The 19,355-nt window shown below is 67.8% G+C and carries 17 protein-coding genes; 8 read left to right on the plus strand and 9 right to left on the minus strand.

Features of this window, described 5'->3' with window-relative positions:
* Nucleotides 1-71 precede the first annotated feature (71 nt).
* A complete protein-coding gene (locus tag ACQPYH_RS05750; protein WP_432887622.1) occupies nt 72-2,054 on the plus strand; it encodes a DEAD/DEAH box helicase in 1,983 nt (660 codons plus the stop codon).
* A gap of 70 nt (nt 2,055-2,124) precedes the next feature.
* On the opposite strand, the gene ACQPYH_RS05755 is transcribed toward ACQPYH_RS05750, so the two are convergent.
* Nucleotides 2,125-3,213 (minus strand): aminotransferase class V-fold PLP-dependent enzyme, encoded by a 1,089-nt coding sequence (locus ACQPYH_RS05755; RefSeq protein ID WP_432887625.1) that lies wholly within the window; start codon nt 3,211-3,213, stop codon nt 2,125-2,127.
* A 116-nt stretch (nt 3,214-3,329) separates the two neighbouring features.
* Between ACQPYH_RS05755 and ACQPYH_RS05760 the strand changes: the two genes are divergently transcribed.
* Genes ACQPYH_RS05760 through ACQPYH_RS05775 form a run of 4 tightly spaced genes read left to right on the plus strand, consistent with a single transcriptional unit; the run spans nt 3,330 to nt 9,683 of the window.
* Nucleotides 3,330-6,482, plus strand: a complete 3,153-nt coding sequence (locus tag ACQPYH_RS05760; protein WP_432887628.1) for a penicillin acylase family protein — start codon at nt 3,330-3,332, stop codon at nt 6,480-6,482.
* Between the two features lie 15 nt (nt 6,483-6,497).
* On the plus strand, nt 6,498-7,088 hold the full coding sequence (locus ACQPYH_RS05765; protein WP_432887630.1) for a YbjQ family protein: 591 nt from the start codon (nt 6,498-6,500) through the stop codon (nt 7,086-7,088).
* Complete coding sequence (locus ACQPYH_RS05770; protein WP_432887635.1) at nt 7,078-8,442, plus strand: GH1 family beta-glucosidase; 1,365 nt, start codon at nt 7,078-7,080, stop codon at nt 8,440-8,442. The genes ACQPYH_RS05765 and ACQPYH_RS05770 overlap by 11 nt, the downstream gene beginning before the upstream one ends.
* Nucleotides 8,439-9,683 carry an MFS transporter gene (locus tag ACQPYH_RS05775; RefSeq protein ID WP_432887638.1) on the plus strand — a complete coding sequence of 415 codons (1,245 nt, stop codon included), beginning with the start codon at nt 8,439-8,441 and terminating at the stop codon, nt 9,681-9,683. Before ACQPYH_RS05770 ends, ACQPYH_RS05775 begins: the two co-directional genes overlap by 4 nt.
* Here the strand turns inward: ACQPYH_RS05775 and ACQPYH_RS05780 are convergent.
* Nucleotides 9,634-11,013: an MFS transporter gene (locus tag ACQPYH_RS05780; protein ID WP_432887640.1), complete on the minus strand. Its 1,380-nt coding sequence runs from the start codon at nt 11,011-11,013 to the stop codon at nt 9,634-9,636. The two genes, ACQPYH_RS05775 and ACQPYH_RS05780, sit on opposite strands and share 50 nt — an antisense overlap.
* 15 nt (nt 11,014-11,028) lie before the next feature.
* A complete protein-coding gene (locus ACQPYH_RS05785; protein WP_432887643.1) occupies nt 11,029-12,102 on the minus strand; it encodes an alkene reductase in 1,074 nt (357 codons plus the stop codon).
* A 202-nt stretch (nt 12,103-12,304) separates the two neighbouring features.
* Here ACQPYH_RS05785 and ACQPYH_RS05790 point away from each other — a divergent pair, with 202 nt between their 5' ends.
* A complete protein-coding gene (locus tag ACQPYH_RS05790; protein WP_432887646.1) occupies nt 12,305-12,736 on the plus strand; it encodes a MarR family winged helix-turn-helix transcriptional regulator in 432 nt (143 codons plus the stop codon).
* On the opposite strand, the gene ACQPYH_RS05795 is transcribed toward ACQPYH_RS05790, so the two are convergent.
* Nucleotides 12,733-14,025, minus strand: a complete 1,293-nt coding sequence (locus ACQPYH_RS05795; protein WP_432887648.1) for a winged helix-turn-helix domain-containing protein — start codon at nt 14,023-14,025, stop codon at nt 12,733-12,735. The two genes, ACQPYH_RS05790 and ACQPYH_RS05795, sit on opposite strands and share 4 nt — an antisense overlap.
* 30 nt (nt 14,026-14,055) lie before the next feature.
* Between ACQPYH_RS05795 and ACQPYH_RS05800 the strand changes: the two genes are divergently transcribed.
* Nucleotides 14,056-14,496: a hypothetical protein gene (locus tag ACQPYH_RS05800; RefSeq protein WP_432887651.1), complete on the plus strand. Its 441-nt coding sequence runs from the start codon at nt 14,056-14,058 to the stop codon at nt 14,494-14,496.
* Here the strand turns inward: ACQPYH_RS05800 and ACQPYH_RS05805 are convergent.
* Complete coding sequence (locus tag ACQPYH_RS05805) at nt 14,493-15,104, minus strand: VC0807 family protein (RefSeq protein ID WP_432887653.1); 612 nt, start codon at nt 15,102-15,104, stop codon at nt 14,493-14,495. The genes ACQPYH_RS05800 and ACQPYH_RS05805 overlap by 4 nt on opposite strands.
* A gap of 93 nt (nt 15,105-15,197) precedes the next feature.
* Between ACQPYH_RS05805 and ACQPYH_RS05810 the strand changes: the two genes are divergently transcribed.
* Nucleotides 15,198-15,788, plus strand: a complete 591-nt coding sequence (locus ACQPYH_RS05810; RefSeq protein WP_432887656.1) for a TetR/AcrR family transcriptional regulator — start codon at nt 15,198-15,200, stop codon at nt 15,786-15,788.
* Here ACQPYH_RS05810 and ACQPYH_RS05815 read toward each other — a convergent pair.
* The 4 genes from ACQPYH_RS05815 to ACQPYH_RS05830 are packed head-to-tail and all read right to left on the minus strand — an operon-like array spanning nt 15,777 to nt 19,216.
* On the minus strand, nt 15,777-16,211 hold the full coding sequence (locus ACQPYH_RS05815) for an EVE domain-containing protein (protein ID WP_432887659.1): 435 nt from the start codon (nt 16,209-16,211) through the stop codon (nt 15,777-15,779). The genes ACQPYH_RS05810 and ACQPYH_RS05815 overlap by 12 nt on opposite strands.
* Before the next feature lie 4 nt (nt 16,212-16,215).
* The gene (locus tag ACQPYH_RS05820) at nt 16,216-17,718 is read right to left on the minus strand and encodes a tripartite tricarboxylate transporter permease (RefSeq protein ID WP_432887661.1); all 1,503 of its coding nucleotides are present in this window, start codon (nt 17,716-17,718) and stop codon (nt 16,216-16,218) included.
* The gene (locus tag ACQPYH_RS05825) at nt 17,718-18,221 is read right to left on the minus strand and encodes a tripartite tricarboxylate transporter TctB family protein (protein WP_432887663.1); all 504 of its coding nucleotides are present in this window, start codon (nt 18,219-18,221) and stop codon (nt 17,718-17,720) included. Before ACQPYH_RS05825 ends, ACQPYH_RS05820 begins: the two co-directional genes overlap by 1 nt.
* The gene (locus ACQPYH_RS05830) at nt 18,218-19,216 is read right to left on the minus strand and encodes a Bug family tripartite tricarboxylate transporter substrate binding protein (RefSeq protein WP_432887665.1); all 999 of its coding nucleotides are present in this window, start codon (nt 19,214-19,216) and stop codon (nt 18,218-18,220) included. Before ACQPYH_RS05830 ends, ACQPYH_RS05825 begins: the two co-directional genes overlap by 4 nt.
* Between the last annotated feature and the right edge of the window lie 139 nt (nt 19,217-19,355).

The following is a 19,355-nucleotide window of genomic DNA, read 5'->3' on the forward strand; positions in this document are numbered from 1 at the left end:
ATTTCGTGACCGGAGCTTCGTTGCGGCTGCGATCCGGCGCTATTCGTCCGTGAATCCGAGAGAGAGTTTGCGTGACCCAGCACCACCAGAACGATTCCGAGTCCGCCGACGGGCGGGCCAAGAAGCCCCGACACAAGAAGTACCAGAACCAGTCGTACGGCGAGCGCCTCGCCGCGAATGCCTCGCACGAAGCACCGCGCGAGGACAGCAAGCCGGTGAAGGGCTACCGCTCCGAGCAGGCCCGCCCGGATCGCGGCCAGCGCAGCTATGACCGCACGGACGACCGGGGCGGCGACCGTAGCCGCGACGAGCGTCCGCGCTACGAGAACCGCAACCGCGACGACCGTCCGCAGTACAACCGCGACGACCGTCCGGCGCCGCGTCGTGACGACCGCCCGCAGTACAACCGGGACGAGCGTCCGCGCTTCAACCGCGACGACCGGCCGCAGTACAGCCGGGACGGCCGCGACAATCGGGACAACCGGGGCGACAAGCCGCAGTACAACCGGCCCGAGCGCACCGACCGCCGCGACGACCGTGGCGACCGGCCGCAGTTCCGGCGCGACGACAAGCCGCGGTTCGAGCGGGACGAGCGTCCCCGGTTCGAGCGCAGCGAGCGTCCGTCCTACCAGCGCGACGACCGTTCGTCGTACCGGCGGGACGACAAGCCGTTCGAGCGGCGTCCGTCGCAGGACGCGCGCCGCGGCGACTTCGAGGAGCAGCCGGTGGACCTCGGCACTGTTGCCGATGACAACCAGTTCGCCGCGCTCGGTCTCGCGCCGCGGCTGGTGCAGCGGCTGGCCCGCGACGGCATCACCGCGCCGTTCCCGATCCAGACCGCGACCATCCCGGACGCGCTGGCCGGCAAGGACGTGCTCGGCCGCGGTCAGACCGGTTCCGGCAAGACCCTCGGCTTCGGGCTCCCGACGCTGATGCGTCTGGCCGGCGGCCACACCGAGTCGCGTCGCCCGCGCGGGATGATCCTGGTCCCGACCCGTGAGCTCGCGATGCAGGTGCACGACGCCCTCGAGCCGCTCGCGCACGTGATGAACGTGTCGCTCAAGCTGATCGCCGGCGGTCTTCCGTACCCGAAGCAGATCGAGTCGCTGCGTCGTGGTGTCGACCTGCTGATCGCTACCCCGGGCCGCCTGATCGACCTGTGCGAGCAGGGTGCGGCCGACCTCGGCGCCGTGGAGATCGCGGTGCTCGACGAGGCCGACCACATGTGCGACATGGGCTTCATGCCGGCGGTCACCACGCTGCTCGACATGACGCCGCCGGAGGGCCAGCGCCTGCTGTTCTCGGCGACGCTGGACAACGACGTCGACAAGATCGTGAAGACCTACCTGAAGGACCCGGTGCAGCACTCGACCGAGTCCGGCCAGGCCTCGGTCAGCACGATGGAGCACCACCTGCTGGTGATCGAGCCGGGTCACAAGCAGTCGCTGACCGCCGAGCTCGCCAGCCGTGACGGCCGGACCATCGTGTTCGTCCGGACCAAGCTGGGCGCCGACCGGATCGCCACCCAGCTGCGCGACCGTGGCGTGATGGCCGCGGCGCTGCACGGCGGCCTGACCCAGGGTGTCCGCAACCGGACGCTGGACCAGTTCAAAGACGGTTCGGTGCCGGTGCTCGTGGCAACCGATGTCGCGGCTCGTGGCATCCACGTCGACGATGTCGGCCTGGTGGTTCAGGCTGACCCGCCGGCCGAGCACAAGGACTACCTGCACCGCGCCGGTCGTACGGCGCGTGCGGGCGGCAAGGGCGCCGTCGTCACGCTCGTCCTGCCGCACCAGCGGCGCGGGATGATGCGGATGGCCGAGACCGCCGGCGTCAAGGCCGAGCCGGTTCGGGCCCGTCCGGGTGACGAGCTCGTCACCGAGCTGACCGGCGGCACCAAGCCGTCCGGCTACCCGGTGAAGCTGCCGGCTCCGAAGCCGCAGCGGTTCGCCAAGGGCGGCAAGCGGTTCGGCGGCAGCAGCCGTCCGGGCCGTGGTCAGGGCGGCAACGGCGGTCCGCGTCGCAGCGGCCCGCGCAAGTCCTACCAGCACTGACGCTGACACACGAAACGGTGGGTCGACACAGGCAATAACCTGTGTCGGCCCACCGTTTGTTGTGTAAGCCTCAGGTCAGGACGGCCCACAGCCGGGCGAGGATCGTCGCGATCTCGTCGCCGTCCAGTGGGACGAGCTCGAGCATCAGCTCGCCTTCGGCCATCCGGTCCGTCATCACGTAGATGGACGGTGTGCCGGCCTCGAGCTCGGTCGCGATGCGCTTCGCGTCGGCGACCTTGAGCAGGACCCGCGAGACCGGCAGCCCGGTCGGGTCCTTGACCACCTCGGCGGTGACATCGGGGATCCGGGCGGCCGCGTCGACGAACGCGTCGACCTTCGCGAGCTCGTCCGCCTCCCACTTCACCCGGTCGAAGGCCTGCCACTCCTCGAGGGCTGCGAGTACGCCGACGATCGCTTCCTTCGTCGGCTTCATCACCCGCCCGATGCCCTTCTCCTGGGCCCGCAGCGCCTGGACCAGCGGCCAGCTCCCGGCGACCAGCCCCGCGGTCGGTGAGCCGAGGTACTTCTGCCCGCTCACCAGCACCAGATCCGCGCCGGTCGCCAGCAGGTCCGCGATCCGCGGGAACTGCGCGGCCGCATCGACGATGGCCGGTACGCCGCGACGGTGCGCGGCACGGACCGCGGCGACGAGGTCGATCGGCTCGCCGCGGGTCAGCCGGGATGACACCAGCATCAGGCACGCCACATCCGGCCCGTCAAGCTCGTCCTCCAGCTCGGCGATCGTGCAACCGTCCTCGTCGCCGGCCAGGTCGACCTGCGCGCCGGCGAGCCGGATCCCCTGCAGGTTGGTGTGTCCGTAGTCGATCACCTGACAAGCCGGCAGTACGACGCGGTTGTGCATATCGCTTGCGTCCGGCAACGCCGCAGTACGCCGGGGATCGCCGCCGGTCATCGTGGCGGCGACCGCGAGGGTGATGCCGGCCGCGGTGCAGTGCACGACCGCGCCGGCCTGGGCTCCTGTTACCTGTGCGATGGCCTCGCTGGCACGATCGCCGAGCTCGTCCATCACGAAGAATTCGGGCAGTGCCTGTGCGACAGCCTCCGCCACCCCGTCGGAACTCCGGGACACCCCGAGCGGGGTAAACGTCCCCTTGGCGTTGATCACCACACTCAAGCGATAACGCTCATGAATTGTCATGGTCCAGCTGACAGTAGTGGTCACGGACAGCAATTGGCGAGAGTCTGGACGTGAGTTCTTGACCCGAATGCTACTGGTGAGTCATTCTCACTTTTACCCCATCTGAGGAGGGAACCGTGCCCCGCCCCGCACTCCGAACCCGCCTTCGCATCACGATCGCCTCCGTTGCCGTCACCGCCGTGCTCGCCGCGCTTCCGGCACCGACGCAGGCGAGCCCACAAGCCGTTGCCGCGATCCCCGGAGATTATTGCCTCGAGCAATGTCGCGACATCCTTCCGCCGGGTCAGAACGGCAACGCGACCTTCACGGATCTCCTTGCTTTCAAGGCCTTAGGGGTCAGACCGGCGCACTTCAGCGACACGGTGAAGCCCTATCAGGACCTGGTGTGGAACTCGCAAGGCATCACCGACGACGGCCTCGCGCCGTACTACGACGACTCGTCGTTCGGGGTGAAACCGGACGACGTCGCGAGCACGATCCACCCGCGCAGCGACGTCACGATCGTGCGGGACAAGTCGCGCGGCATCCCGCACATCACCGGCACCACGCGGCTCGGCACGATGTTCGGCGCCGGGTACGCCGGAGCGCAGGACAGGCTGTTCGTGATGGACGTGTTCCGTCACCTCGGTCGCGGCCAGCTGACACCGTTCGCGGGTGGAGCGGCGGCGAACCGCGAGTTCGAGCAGGAGTTCTGGCGCACCGCGCCGTACACCGAGGCTGATCTCCAGCGGCAGTTCGACGACGCCGACGACCTGTACGGCGCCGACGGCGTGAAGATGCAGCAGGACATTCAGGCCTGGGTCGACGGCGTCAACCACTACATCGACACGATCGGCATCGCGTACCCCGGTGAGTATGTCGCCCTCGGCCTGCAGTGGCCGACCCCGCACTGGAAGGTGACCGACGTGGTCGCCACCGCGGCCGTTGTCGCGGGCATCTTCGGCACCGGCGGCGGGGCGGAAGTCACGTCAGCGCTCGCATTGCTTGAAGCACAAGCGAAGTACGGCGTTGCTCAGGGCACCAAAGTGTGGGAGTCCTTCCGTTCGCAGAACGATCCCGAAGCCAGTACGACGGTGCACAACGGCACGTCGTTCCCGTACGGGACGACCGGTCCGAACCCGGCCGGCCGCGCGATGCCGGACCGCGGCTCGGTCACCGCAGAGCCCGAGGTCATCGATCAGACCGCCAACAAGACCGCGGCCGCCAAACCCGCGCCGAAGGGTTCGGACTCGTTGAAGGGCATCTTCGACGACGGACTCTTCCCCGAAGGCTTCGGCAAGAAGGCGATGTCGAACGCGCTGGTGGTCTCCGGCGCGCACACGCAGAGCGGCAATCCGATCGCGGTCTACGGCCCGCAGACCGGGTACTTCGCGCCGCAGCTGCTCATGCGCCAAGAGCTGCAAGGCCCGGGGGTCAGCTCGCGCGGCATCGCGTTCGCCGGCCTCAACTTCTACACGCTGATCGGTCGCGGGCCCGACTATTCGTGGAGCGCGACGTCCGCGGGGCAGGACATCACCGACACGTTCGCCGTACCGCTGTGTGAGCCCGGTGGCGGGACGCCGACCAAGAATTCGCAGTACTACGAGTTCCGCGGGCAGTGTGTCCCGATCGAGCGGCTCGAGCGGCACAACGCGTGGTACGCGAGCCTCGGGTCGTCCGAGCCGGCCGGCTCCTACACGTTGGTTGCCCTGCGCACCAAGTACGGCATCGTCTCGCATCGCGGCACCGTCGGCGGCAAGCCGGTGCTGTTCACCAAGAACAGGTCGACGTACGGCAACGAGGCCGGGTCGGCGCTCGGGTTCATGCAGTTCAACGACCCGGACCGGATCCACTCTGCCGCGGACTTCCAGAAGCCCGCCGCGAACATCGGATACACGTTCAACTGGTTCTACACCGACAAGGATTCGATCGCGTACTTCAACTCCGGCGACAACCCGGTCCGCGCGGCCGGGGCCGACCCGAACCTGCCGACCTGGAGTTCCTACGAGTGGCAGGGCTGGAACCCGGACACGAATCGCGCGACGTACACGCCGGCGGCGCAGCATCCGCAGGTGGTGAACCAGGATTACCTGACCAGCTGGAACAACAAGCAGGCGCCCGGGTACTCCGCGTCGGATGGGCAATTTGGTTACAACGCGGTTTACCGCAGCCAGCCGCTCGACGACCGGATCAAGGCCGTCATCAACAACGGACAGAAGTTCACCCGCGGCAAGCTGGTCGAGGCGATGGAGGACGCGGCCACGGTTGACCTGCGCGGCGACCAGGTCCTGCCCTACCTGCTCAGAGTCCTGAAGTCCGCACCGATCACCGACCCGGCGGTCGCCGACGCCGTTGCCAAGCTGACCGCCTGGCAACAGGCCGGTGCCCACCGCAAGACTCCCAGCGCGTCGTCGAAGACCTATGACAACGCCGACGCCATCCGCATCATCGACGCCTGGTGGCCGCTGCTCGTCCCCGCTGAGTTCAAGGACCTCGGACCAGATCTGTACGGCGCACTCGTCGCGAACCTCAAGATCGACGAGCGCCCCAGTGCGCAGGGTTCGTCGTTCCAGAGCGGCTGGTGGGGTTTCGTCCAGCGGGACATGCGCAAGGTCCTCGGCGACCCGGTGAAGGCAGCTCAGCCGGTGACGTACTGCGGCGGCGGATCGCTGGCCGGTTGTCGATCCGTGTTGACGGCAACATTGCTAGCGGCAACCAAGGTGCCGGCCGCGACGACGTACCCGGCGACGGCAGACTGTGCCGCGGGCGACCAGTTCTGCGCGGACCAGATCGCGCATCAGCCGATGGGCGGCATTACGCAGGACAGGATCGCGTGGGTCAACCGGCCGACGTACCAGCAGGTGGTCGAGTTCCCGGCCCGGCGCGGTGACGATGTCACCAACCTGGCGGTCGGGAAGACGGCGACGGCGAGCAGTTACGAGACCGGGTGGTTCAACTCGCCGCCGGCGCAGGCCGTCGACGGCAAGGCGGACACCCGGTGGGCGAGCGACTGGTCGGATCCGCAGTGGCTGAAGGTTGACCTCGGCAACGAGCAGACCGTACGCCGGGTGGTGCTCGACTGGGAGGCGGCGTACGGGAAGGCGTACAAGGTCGAGGTCTCCCGGGATGGGGCGACGTGGCAACAGGTGTATACGACGACGACCGGGGACGGCGGCGAGGACGTGGTGCGTTTCGCGCCGACCCAGGCGAGGTATGTCCGGGTCACCGGGACTCAGCGCGCGACCTCCTACGGGTATTCGCTGTATGAGTTCCAGGTGTTCAGATGGTGATGCCAGGATGAGGGTATGAACCAGAACTTTCCTCCGAACCAGCCGTTCCCGCCGCAGCAGGGCTTCCAGCAGGGTCCGCCGCCGGGGTACCAGGGGCCGCCTCCGGGCTACCAGCAGGGGCCGCCGCCGCAGGGGTACGGGCAGCAGCCCGGGTACGGCCAGGCGCCGGGCAACTACCAGCCGGCTCAGAACCCTGCGCCGCATGTCGCGCCGCAGGGTTCGCCGTACCCGGTGCTGGTCTCGACGATGAACGACCTGCCCGGCTACACCGCGGACAAGGTGTTCGGCGAGGTGTTCGGGCTGACCGTGCGGAGCCGCGACTTCGGGTCGAACTTCACCGCGAGCTTCCGGTCGCTGGGCGGCGGCGAGGTGCCGGAGTACACCCAGATGCTGGCCGAGTCGCGGCATGTCGCGGTGATGCGGATGTGCCAGATGGCGCAGCAGATGGGCGCGAACGCGATCCTCGCGATGCGGTTCGACTGCAACGAGATCGCTCAGACGATGAGTGAGGTCGCGGCGTACGGCACGGCTGTCGTCGTACACAAGGTCGAGCCGCCGCGGCCGCAGGACTCCACCCCTGATGAGGATGATGCCAATGACAGCTGACCTGGTCTTTCCGCCCGGATTCAAGTGGGGGGTCTCGACGTCGGCGTACCAGATCGAGGGCGCCGTGGCCGAAGGCGGCCGCGGTCCCTCCACCTGGGACACGTTCTGCGCCGAGCCCGGCAAGATCCTGAACGGCGACACCGGTGCGGTCGCGTGCGACCACTACCACCGGTACGCCGAGGATGTCGCGCTGATGCGGGAGCTCGGGGTGGACACCTACCGGTTCTCGTTCTCCTGGCCGCGCATCCAGCCGTCGGGTCGCGGGCCTGCTGTCGCGGCCGGAATGGATTTCTACGACCGGCTGATCGACACCCTGCTCGGCGCCGGGATCCAGCCGGCGCCGACGCTGTTCCACTGGGACACCCCGCAGGCGCTCGAGGATGCCGGCGGTTGGCTTGATCGATCGATTGCGGATCGCTTCGCGGAGTACGCGTCTCTGGTCGGCGCCCGGTTCGCGGATCGGGTGCCGATGTGGATGACCATCAACGAGCCGATGGTGCTGACGCTGATGGGGTACTCGCTCGGCGCGCATGCGCCCGGCAAGGAGCTGGTGTTCGACGCTCTCCCGGTCGCGCATCATCAGCTGCTCGCGCACGGTCGCGCGGTGCAGGCGCTTCGAGCCGCCGGCGCTTCTCAGATCGGCATCGCGAGCAACCACGCGCCGACCTGGCCCGCGAGTGACAGTCCTGAGGACAAGGAAGCGGCCGCGCTGTACGACAATCTGATCAACTGGCTGTTCGCCGACCCGATCCTGCTCGGCGAGTATCCGAACGGCATGGGCGACGCGATGCCCGGTCCGGTCGCCGATGACTTGGCGATCATCTCGACGCCGCTCGACTTCTTCGGCATCAACCACTACGCGCCGGTCTCGGTCGGCGTCGCCACCGGCCACGCCGACACCGCCGCGACCGATGGGGTGCTGTTGCCGCCGGGGCTGCCGTTCGAGCCGCGGACACTGACCGGTTACCCGACCACGGACTTCGGCTGGCCGGTGGTGCCGGACGCGTTCGGCGAGATCCTGCGGATCTTCAAGGAGCGGTACGGCGACCGGTTGCCACCGATCTACATCACCGAGAACGGCTGCGCGATCAACGACGAGCCCGTCGACGGCGTGGTGTCCGACCAGCGGCGCATCGACTATCTCGACGGATACCTCCGGTCGTTGAAGGCTGCGATGGACGACGGGATCGACGTCCGCGGGTACTTCCAGTGGTCGCTGATGGACAACTTCGAGTGGGCGGCCGGGTACTCGCAGCGGTTCGGCCTGGTGCATGTGGATTTCGAGACGCAGGAGCGTACGCCGAAAGCGTCGTACCACTGGTTGCGTGAGCTGATCGCTCAGAGCCGGCGATGATTCCCGAGCCGGGGGTGGTGCCGTCCGCGCTGGCGGAGCCGACCGTGCGGGTCCGGCCGGGGTGGACGGCGGCCGTCGTACTGGCGAACGTCGGGGTGTTCGCGGCCTGGCTTGGTCCGATCCAGGTGCTGCTCGCGAAGCAGTCCGAGTCGGTTGCTCCGGGCAACAAGGAGTTCGTGTTCGGGTTGGTGACCGGGGTCGGCGCCGCGGTATCGGTGTTCGCGAACCCGGCGTTCGGCGCGATCTCCGACCGGACCACCTCGCGCTTCGGTAGGCGGGTCCCGTGGGTGCTGGCCGGTGCTGTCGGCGGCGCGGTCGGGCTGGGCATTCTGGCCGGTGCGCATCTGATCGTGTTGATGCTGCTCGGTTGGTGCCTGATGCAACTGTTCGGCAACGCACTCCTCGCCGCGGCGACAGCCGTCGTACCGGATCGCGTTCCCGTCGCCCAACGCGGTGGGGTCGGCGGCTGGGTGGCGATCTCGCAGGTCTTGGGTGCACTGGTCGGTACTGCGCTTGCAGCGGCCTTCGACAGCTACGCGCTCGGGTACGCAGCCTGCGCGGTGTTCCTGTTGTTGTCGGTGGTCCCTTATTTGTTGCGCAGTCATGACGTGCAGCTGGTGGAGCGTCCAACGTTTGTGCTGCGCGATTTCCTCCGTGGGTTCTGGATCAGCCCGCGACGGTACCCGGACTTCGGCTGGGCGTGGTTGACGCGGTTTCTGTTCAACGTCGGCAATGCGCTCGGCACGCTGTACCTCTTTTACTACCTGCAGGACGAGGTCGGCGTCGACGACCCGGACACCGGCGTACTGATCCTGACAGCGATCTACAGCGTGTGCGTGCTCACGACCGCGATCACCTGCGGCCGCTGGTCGGACCGCTCCGAACGCCGCAAGGTCTTCGTCATCGCATCCGGCTGGGTGATGGCCGTCGCCGGCGTCGTCCTCGCAGTCTGGCCGACCTGGCCGGGCGCCATCGTCGGCGCGATCATCCTCGGCATGGGTTTCGGCGTCTACCTGGCCGTCGACTTCGCCTTGCTCACCCAGGTGCTGCCGAGCGCCCAGGACCGAGCGAAGGACCTCGGCGTCATCAACATCGCCAACTCCCTCCCTCAGGTCCTCGCCCCGGCAATCGCGGCCCCCATCGTCAAACACCTCGGCGGCTACCCGGTGCTCTATCTCCTGGCGTCCGTAGTCACCGTCCTGGCCGGCGTACTCGTCCGCCAGATCCGCTCAGTCGACTGACGAGCGCGAGTGCCACGCCGAGCCCGGCTGCCACGAGGAAGACCAGGTCATAGCCGGACGCGAGGTCGGCTTTGGTGCCGGCGATCGTCGTGAGCACTGCCAGGCCTACGGATCCGCCGACCTGGCTGGCGGTGTTGGCGAGTCCGCCGACGATTCCTGCGTCGCCCTCGGAGACATCCGCGGTCACCGTGGCCATCAGGGTCGGGAAGGTCAGCCCGATGCCGCCTGCGATGAGCAGCGTCGGCCCGAGCACGCTCGCGAGGTAGCCGCTTTCCGCACCGGCCTGTGCGAGCCAGCCGAACCCGATCAGGAAACCGGCGCTTCCCGCCAGGATCAGTCGACGTACGCCGGTCCGCGGCAGCAGCGTGGCGGCGAGTCGGGCGACGATCACGAACGTCACCGCCGCAGGCGTCTGCCCGAGCCCCGACCGCAGGGCGCTGTAGCCGAGGACGTCCTGTAGGTACAGGGACGTGAAGTACCACATGGCGATGGCGATCGCTCCGAACAACAGCAGCATTCCGTTGCCCACGGCCACTTTTTGGATCCTGAACAACCGCAGAGGCATCATCGGCTGGTTGGCTCGCGCCTCAACCGCGGTGAAGACCGCGAGCAGGACGAGTCCCGCCAGGCCCGGTCCGATGACCCGCGTGGAGGTCCAGCCGTGATCGGCACTCTGCATGACGCCGTAGATCAGGGCCGCCAGTCCTGCGGTGCCGGTGAGTGCGCCGATGAGGTCCAGCGGCTCCCGTCGCCTCGCTCGTGGGCCTTCTAGCGACATCAATGCCGCGCAGATCAGCACCGCGCCGATCGGCACGTTGATCAAGAACACCCACCGCCACGAGAGTCCGGTCGTGATGGCTCCGCCTGCAACCGCACCGGCCATCCCGCCGACGCCGCCCGCGGCGGACCAGGCGCCGAACGCTCGGGCACGCTCACCTTCGCCGGTGAAGTTGGTGTTGATCACAGCCAGCGTCGCCGGGGCCAGCATGGCGGCTCCCACACCTTGTACGACGCGCGCCGCGATGAGGACGCCCGGCGCGGACGCGAGGCCGGCGAGCAGGCTTGACGCCGAGAACAGGAACAGGCCGGCGACCAGCATCCGGCGTTGGCCGAAGAGGTCTGCGGCGCGGCCACCGAGCAGCATGAAGCCGGCGAACGTCAGCAGGTAACCGTTCACGACCCAGGCGAGGCTGGTGGCAGTGAAGCCCAGATCCCTTTGGATAGAGGGCAACGCGACGTTCACGATCGAGGCGTCGAGGATCACCATGAACTGACTGACACAGGCCAGTGCGAGCACTGCCCAGCTGGATCGCTTGAGTGTTGCAGGCATGTCGAAGTACCTTCCTCAGTGGCCGGCGAGCGTCGGGTAGTCGGTGTAGCCGCGGTGATCGCCGCCGTAGAACGTGGTTTGGTCGGGCCGGTTGTACGGGCCTTCTGCGGCGAGGCGGGCGGGCAGGTCGGGGTTGGCGAGGAACAGCGCGCCGAAGGCGATCAGGTCCGCCGTACCGTCGCTGATCAGTCCCAACGCCTCCGGGCCGGTGCGTTCCTGAGGGGTGTGGGGATTGAGGATGAACGTGGACGGCCACTGCTTGCGGAGGCGGTTGGTCAGGTCGCGGTCCGGGCCTTCCATCAGGTGCAAGTAGCTCAGGCCTAGCGGAGCAAGCCGTTCGACGAGCGCGTCGTACGTCGTCTCGGCGTTGTCTTCGGTGATGTCGTTGTTCGGGACGCCGGGCGAGATGCGGAAGCCGAGGTTCTCGGCGCCGATCGCGTCGGCCACCGCGGTCGCCAGCTCGACGCCGAAGCGGACGCGTCCCTTGGCCGAGCCGCCCCACCTGTCGCGGCGGCGGTTGGCGTTCGGCGCCAGGAACTGGTGGATCAGGTACCCGTTGCCGCCGTGCAGTTCGACGCCGTCGAAGCCGGCCGTCATCGCGTTGCGCGCGGCGGCGGCGAAGTCGTCGATGGTGCGGGAGATCTCCGAGCCGGTCAGTTCCTTCGGCGTGACGAACTCCTGGGGGCCGTCATGGGTGAAGACCTGTCCGTTCGCGGCCACTGCGGTGGGAGCGACCGGATGCAGGCCGTGGGGGAGCAGGCTCGGGTGCCCGATTCGTCCGGTGTGCAGGAGTTGGGCGTAGATCACCCCGCCTGCCTGGTGCACCTCGTCGGTCACCGTTCGCCAGGCGGCGATCTGTTCTGCGGTGTGCAGGCCAGGAGTGTCGGGATAGCCCTGCCCGACCGGCGATGGTTGGGTGCCCTCGGTGACGATCAGGCCGGCGCCTGCCCGCTGTGCGTAGTACTCCGCGGTCAGCGGCGTGGGGCTGGCGCCGGGGCCGTACGCGCGACTGCGGGTCATCGGGGCCATCGCGATGCGGTTGGCCAGGCGCTTGCCGCCCAGCTCGTAGGAGTCGAATGCCGTTGGCATGGTCAGGTTCCCATCTTCAGCTCGTATTACCTGTTCGAACAGGTAAACACGGGAACCGATTCCATGCAACGCCGTGATCCAGCTCACACGCCCGCCTTCCGCCTGCGCAAAGATCTTCATCGCGGCCAGCGGACGCGCATTGGCTGATCGAACAGGTATGCTTGGTGGAATGGGGCCCTCGGAGAACTCTCAGCCGGCCTCGATGCCGGCTGAACCACTCACCAACGCGATCGTCCGAGTGGCTCGCTTGCACCGGACGATCGCCGCCCAACTGCTGCGTCGCGTCGGCCTGCGCCTGGGGCAGGAGCTGGTGATGATGCAGCTGTGGGAGCGCGGTCCGCAGAGCCAGACGGAGCTGGTCCGGACGCTCGGCTCCGACTCCGCCACGATGACGCGGACCGTTCGGCGCCTGGAGCAGGCCGGCTTCGTGCGGGTCAAGCCGAGCGCGACTGACAAGCGCGCCACGGTTGTCGAACCCACCCCGGCCAGTCAGTCAGTGCGTCACGAGGTCGAGCGCATCTGGGCCAAGCTGGAGGAAAGTGCGACCGGCGATCTGACGCCAGCTGAACAGGCCGAAGCGCTCGTGGTGCTGCAGCGTATCGAGGACAGCCTCGCTCGCGCCGCGGCGCCTTAATCGGCGACTGCTCGAGCGACGGCGCGACCGAGCGGGCTGGTTGCTGTCACCTCGATGTGATCGAGGCCCAACCAGGCCGCCATCAGTTGGAGCTCGGCCGCGAGGGGATCGGTGGGGTCTTGGGTATCGGGCTCGGGCGTGAGGGTCGGCACCACGAGGGTCGAAGTTCCGCGGTCGGACTTCAGGTCGACCCGGGCCACGAGGTGTTCGCCCAGCAGGAACGGGAGTACGTAGTACCCGTGGATTCGTTGTGGGGCTGGGGTGTAGATGCTGATGCGGTAGAAGAAGTCGAACAGGTGGTGGGTGCGGTCGCGGTTCCAGATCAACGGGTCGAAGGGAGAGAGGAGCGCTTGGCCGTCGATGGGGCGGTCTTTGGCCTCGTGCCAGCGGTAGCTCTGTTGTTTGACGCCTTCGACGCGGACGGGGATCAGCTCGCCGGCGTCGGTCAGTTCGCCGATGACCTGCCGAGCGGTTGCCGCGGGCAACGGAAAGTGTGCCTGGCCGCTGCCTCCGCAGAGCTCCTTGAGAGTCGCGACCCCCAGGCCGCGGGCCGCGATCCGGACCAGTTCGCGGCGGGCCTCGTCGGCGGTGAGCTCGGGGGAGGCGAGTAGCTCGGCGGATAGGACGCGTTCGGTCAGGTCGTAGATCCGCTCGAAGTGGCGGCGGCCCGCGATCGTCACCTGGCCCGTCACGAACAGGTACTCGGTCGCGATCTTCGCGTCCTGCCAGTTCCACATCCGGCCGGTACCCGGGTCTGGATCCGGGTCGGTGCGCTTCCGCCGTACGCCGTCCGGACTCGCCTCGCCCGCGGTCAACGGGCCCTTCTCGGTAATCAGGCGCAGCACCTGGTCGACGTACCCAGGGCGCTCGGCGGTCAGCCGCCGCATCCCTGTCACCACCGACCACGGCGCGGTCACGTCCGGGCTCAGCTCCTTGTCCCACACCTGCCGCTCGGCCGCCCGCATCCGCCACCGCATCAACGGGTACGCCGTGAGCGGGATCAGCGCCGCCTTGTGGCCCCAGAAGTACTCGAACAACTCCCGCTCAGCACCCCACGACAGCTTGTCGAGCGTCGTCCGCGGATAGTTCCCCACCCGCGAGAACACCGGCAGGTAATGCGACCGCGTCAGCACATTCACCGAATCCAACTGCAGTACGCCGGCCCGCCCGATCGCCTTCCGCACCGCCCGCACATCCCCCCGCTTGGGCCGCCCGTCCCCAAACCCCTGCGCCCCCAGGGCAATCCGCCGAGCAACCCCCACGGAGATCTCATCACCCACGGCCGCCATGAACCGAACCTATAGCGCGACACTGGCCATATGCAGTTCATCACGATCGGAAAGCCACCTGAGTATCTCCGGCTGACCGCCGTACGGTGGCCGCCGGACAGCGCACCGGAGTTCGTGCCCAGAGACAAGCGCCGCTACCTGAACGCCGAACTCCGCAACCGCGACGTGACCGCCAAGGTCAGGCTCGACCTGGGACACGAGTACGCCGGCCTGGTGCAGTTCTTCGACCAGGTCGTCGCGCAGTGGCACGAGCTGAACAATTCGTCCATGACGTGGGGACTGAGCAGCGCACTGAGGCTCGAGGTCGTCCCCGGTCCTCGACCGGCATTAGGACCAGACCACCTGGTTGTCCACATCAAACTCCAGAACGGCGGTTGGCGACGACGTCTCTGGACGCTCGAGACCTCACTGGTCCTTTCGCCGGAAGAGCTCGAGGCCATCGCTCGTGACGCCCGCAGGCTGACCGACTAGGTCGTGCTGACGGCGCGGCGCTGGCGGTGGTTGCGGTACCAGAGGGACCAGCCGATGAGGATTCCTAGGGCGGCGACGTGCATGACCGGGGAGAGGTTGGCCATCGTGTTGACGGGGAGGGTGTAGACGAGGACCAGTCGGATGATCGCGTCCGCGAGGAGTACGCCGCCGAAGACTGCGGTCAGGGTGGCGAAGTGTTTGCGGAACGTTGGTTGGGTGCGCCAACGGTCGTCCCACTCTGCCAGGAGTTCCGGCTTACCGGCGTTGGCTTTTCGGGCGATCGCGTAGACGAGCGGCCGCCCGAGCAGACAGGAGCCCAGCAGCAACAGCCCGGCCGCGCCGGACAGGACAGACTCCTTGGCAAGCAGGATCCGCGGATCCCCGGTGAGCAACGAGACGACGAGCAGTACGGCGAACGTCCCGCCGACAAACGCAGCGAGCCCGTTCAAGCGCCGCCGTACGACGGCAATGACGGCGACCCGCAGCAGTGCGGCGCCCGCGGCGGCTGCGAGGGCGGGGAGTACGTCGTACCCGAGGATGCGGCCCGCGTAATAGACGACGAGCGGGAGACCGACGTCCCAGAGCAGACCGGTGAGTTGTTTGCGCATGATCAGATCCCTTCTTCTTAAGATACTGCTAGTAGCTTAAGAAGCTCGGGACCAGCCGGATTAGGCCGAATGTCATGAGATACCCTGAGTATCGTGACAACACGGCGACGGGGTGCGGCGCTGGAGGAGGCGATCCTGCAGGCGGCGGTCGAGGAGCTGACGGCGGTCGGGTACCGCGAGCTGACGATGGACGGCGTCGCCGCCCGCGCCGGCACCGCGAAGAACGTGATCTACCGTCGCTGGCCGAGTCGGGCCGCGCTGTGCATCGCGGCGTACCGACAGATGCTCCCGACCGGACCTGACGCAGCTCCCGACACCGGCTCGCTGCGCGGTGATGCGCTCGCGCTGCTCACCCGTGCCAACGACCGCATGTCCTCTCCGGTCGGTCGCATCCTGCGCCAACTCCTCGCCGACATTCATTCCGACCCCGAGCGGATGCGTGAACTCCGCGACCAGGTCGCCCGCGTCGGCATCTCACACTGGCTGACCGTCGTGGCCCGCGCAGCGAGCCGTGGCGAAGTCGGCCAACAAGCGCTCACTCCACGCGTGGCCACCGTCGCCGTCGATCTGCTCCGCAACGAGTACGCCCTCAACGGCGCGACCGCAGTCTCCCCAGAAACCCTGACCGAGATCGTCGACCAGGTCTTCATCCCACTCGCTACGCAGCGGACTTCACTGGACTGACATGGCCGTCCGCAACGTCTCGAAATCTTCCGGCTCGAGTGGGACCAGGCCGCGTCGGAGCTGGTAGCCCCAGTTCGGCTGTTGAGTCAGCCTGAGCTCGACCGCTTTGACGTCAGCCCGTCGCACCGGCAGGAACTCGATCCGCCGGCGCCAGGGCTGCACGATGCCGTGGGAGCCCATGTTCATCGGTTCAGCCTGGTACGGCGCTGCGTCGGCGACCACGCCCAGTGCCGTGAACGCGCGGAGCGGCTGCTTCTCGCCGTACCGCTCGGTCGGCGAGTAGATCACGAACCCGTCGCCCTCACGCAGGCGCGCGACGCCGTACCGCTTGCCGTGGTTGAGCTGGATGAAACCGCCCTCGACCGCCCGCTGGGTGTGGTCCGCGGAGACCACACCCAGCCAGGCGCGCTGCAAATCCGTCATGCCCCTACTGTCCGCCGGAATATACGACATCTTTCGTCATGATTTTTCGGCGGAGTCTGGCGATCAGCGGCCAAGCGATCATCAGCAGGATCGCCACGTAGATGACATAAGCGACCGGTCCACCGATCAGCCCGGAGGCATCGCCGTTGGACAACTGCAGTGCCATCCGCGCCTGCCGTTCGGCGATCGGACCGAGGATCACGCCGATGATCAACGGCAGCACCGGCAGACCGAACCGGCGCATCCCGAAACCGAGCAGCCCGAGCAGCAGAAGCAGCAACAGGTCGAGCGGCTGCGCATTCACGGCGTACGCGCCCATCGAGGCGAAGAAGATGATCCCGGCGTACAGATACGGCCGGGGGATCTGCAGGAGCTTCGCCCAGGCCGGCGCCAGCGGCAGGTTGAGGAGCAGCAGCATCAGGTTGCCGATGAACAGGCTGGCGATCAGCGCCCACACCAGCCTCGGCTCCCGCTGGAACAGCAGCGGCCCGGGCTGGATGCCGTACGACGTGAACGCGGCCAGCATCACCGCGGCGGTCGCATTCGTCGGCAGACCGAGCGCGAGCATCGGCACGAGCGTCCCGGCTGCCGACGCGTTGTTGGCGGCTTCCGGCCCGGCGACGCCCTCGATCGCGCCGTGCCCGAACTCTTCCGGATGCTTGGACAGTTTCTTCTCGGTCGCGTACGACAGGAACGTCGGGATCTCGGCGCCGCCGGCCGGCAACGCACCGATGGGGAACCCGTACGCCGTACCGCGCAGCCACGGCTTCCACGAACGACGCCAGTCCGACTTGCCCATCCACGGGCGGCCGACCGGAATCACCGTGCCCGGGTTCCGCCGCAGATGGGCCGCGACCCAGAGCGCCTCGCCGACCGCGAAGATGCCAACGGCAACCACTACGACATCGATGCCATCGGCAAGCTGCGGTACGCCGAACGTGAGCCGCTGCTGGCCGGTCACCTTGTCGATCCCGACCAGCCCGATCACCAGCCCGAGCAGCAGCGCCGCAAACCCGCGGATCCGGGACGATCCGAGCACCGAGGTCGCACCGGCGAACGCGAGCAGCATGATCGCCAGGTAGTCCGGCGCACCCAGACTGATCGCGAACTTCACCACCTGCGGCGCGACCAGCACGAGCAGCAGCGTCCCGATCGTGCCGGCCACGAACGATCCGATCGCCGCGGTCGCCAACGCCTGCGCGGCCCGCCCGGCGCGCGCCATCTTGTTGCCTTCGATCGCCGTCACCACCGATGACGACTCACCTGGCGTGTTCAACAAGATCGACGTGGTCGAGCCGCCGTACATGCCGCCGTAGAAGATGCCGGCGAACATGATGAACGCCTGCACCGGCTCGAGCCCGTAGGTGATTGGCAGCAGCAGCGCCACCGTCATCGCCGGCCCGATGCCCGGCAGTACGCCGACCGCCGTACCGACGGTGACGCCGAGTAGCGCAAGAAGCAGATTGATCGGTGTCAGGACATCTGCAAATCCCTGAAGGAGGTCCATCACAAGATCCCTTGCAGTACGCCGGCCGGCAGGTTGACGCCCAGCCCGATCGCGAACGCGTAGAACGTGATCAGCGCCAGCGCGACCGCGATGAACACGTTGCGGATGTGGTGCCGGCTGCCGAGGGCGAACGCCGATCCCCAGAACAGCAGGGTCCCGCTGATCACCCAGCCCAGCGGCTCGATCAGCGCCAGGTTGACCACGAACGCGGCGATCAGCGTGAGCACGGTGCGCCAGTCGACGGAGGACGTCACGTCGACGTCCTCGCCTTCCTCGGCCTCACCGGTCCCGCCCCGCGCCACGTCCACGGCGTACAGGACGGCGACGACGAGCAGCAGGACCCCGAGGACGATCGGTACCGGCTTCGGGCCGATCGGATCGTTGCTGTTGGCAATGTGCTGGAGCCGGGCAGCGTCGACGATCACCAGGACGCCGACCACCGCCAGGAACCCGCACACTCCGTACTGCGCACGATCCGGCCGCCTGACAGCGGCCTCGGTCATGCCGCCAGGCCCAGCTTCGTGAGGATGTCGGCGACGGCCTTGTCCTGGTCGGTGAGGAACTTGCCGAACTCGTCACCGGTCACGAACGCGTCGGTCCAGCCGTGCTTTTCCAGCTCGGACTTCCACTCCGCGGAGTCGTGCATCTTCGTCAGCGCGTCGATCCAGACCTTCTTGTCCGTCTCGCTGATCCCCGGCGGCGCGACGATGCCGCGCCAGTTCGTGAACACCAGGTCGATCCCGGAACCCTTCAGCGTCGGCACGTCCTTCAGCGCCTCGATCGGCTGCTCACTCGTGACCGCGAGTACGCGCACCTGACCGCTCTGGACCTGGTCGAGGAACTCGCCGAATCCACTGGCCCCGAAGGCGATCTTGCTCCCCAGCAACGCGGGCAGCAGCTCGCCGCCGCCGTCGTACGAGACGAAGTTGACGTCTTTCGGCTCGATGCCGACGGCTTGCGCGAGCTGCATCGGCAGCAGGTGGTCCGGCCCGCCCGGCGACGAGCCGCCGCCGACCGCCATCCCCTTCGGATTCGCCTTCCAGGCCGTGACCAGGTCGCCGATCGTCTTGTACGGCGAGTTCTTCGGTACGACGATCGCGCCGGCCTCTTCGATCATCTTGGCGATCGGGGTGGTCTGGGTGAGCGTCGCCTTCGACTTCGAGGTGTACGTCGCGCCGACCACGCCGAGCCCCATCTGCATGGCGAGCTTGCCGTTGCCCTTCTCGTTCACGACCCGCTGCAGGCCGACCGTGCCGCCGGCGCCCGGCAGGTTGAACACCTGGACGCCGGTCGCGATCTTCGCGTCCTCCATCACCTTCGCGGCGACCCGGGCGGTGGTGTCGTACCCGCCGCCGGCCGCGTTCGGCACCATCAGCCGCAGCCCGGTCGCGGGCTTGCCGCTGTCGGCGTTCGTGTCGGATTTGTCCGCGGTCGCGCCGCAGGCGGTCGCGCTGACCAGCGCGAGCACTGCTGTGGTGACCCAGAGCATCGGCCTCATGGAGGTGTCCTTTTCGATGGGGATCAGGTGGCGACGATCGTGGACCTCCAGCGGGTACGGCGTCTGCATTGTGGCCGCAGCGGTGGTTGAGTTCATTGTGGTCACAGGCGGAATCTGGGTGAAGTGTGGCACTCCAGCG

Source organism: Kribbella sp. CA-245084 (assembly GCF_050942355.1).
Classification (GTDB): Bacteria; Actinomycetota; Actinomycetes; order Propionibacteriales; family Kribbellaceae; genus Kribbella.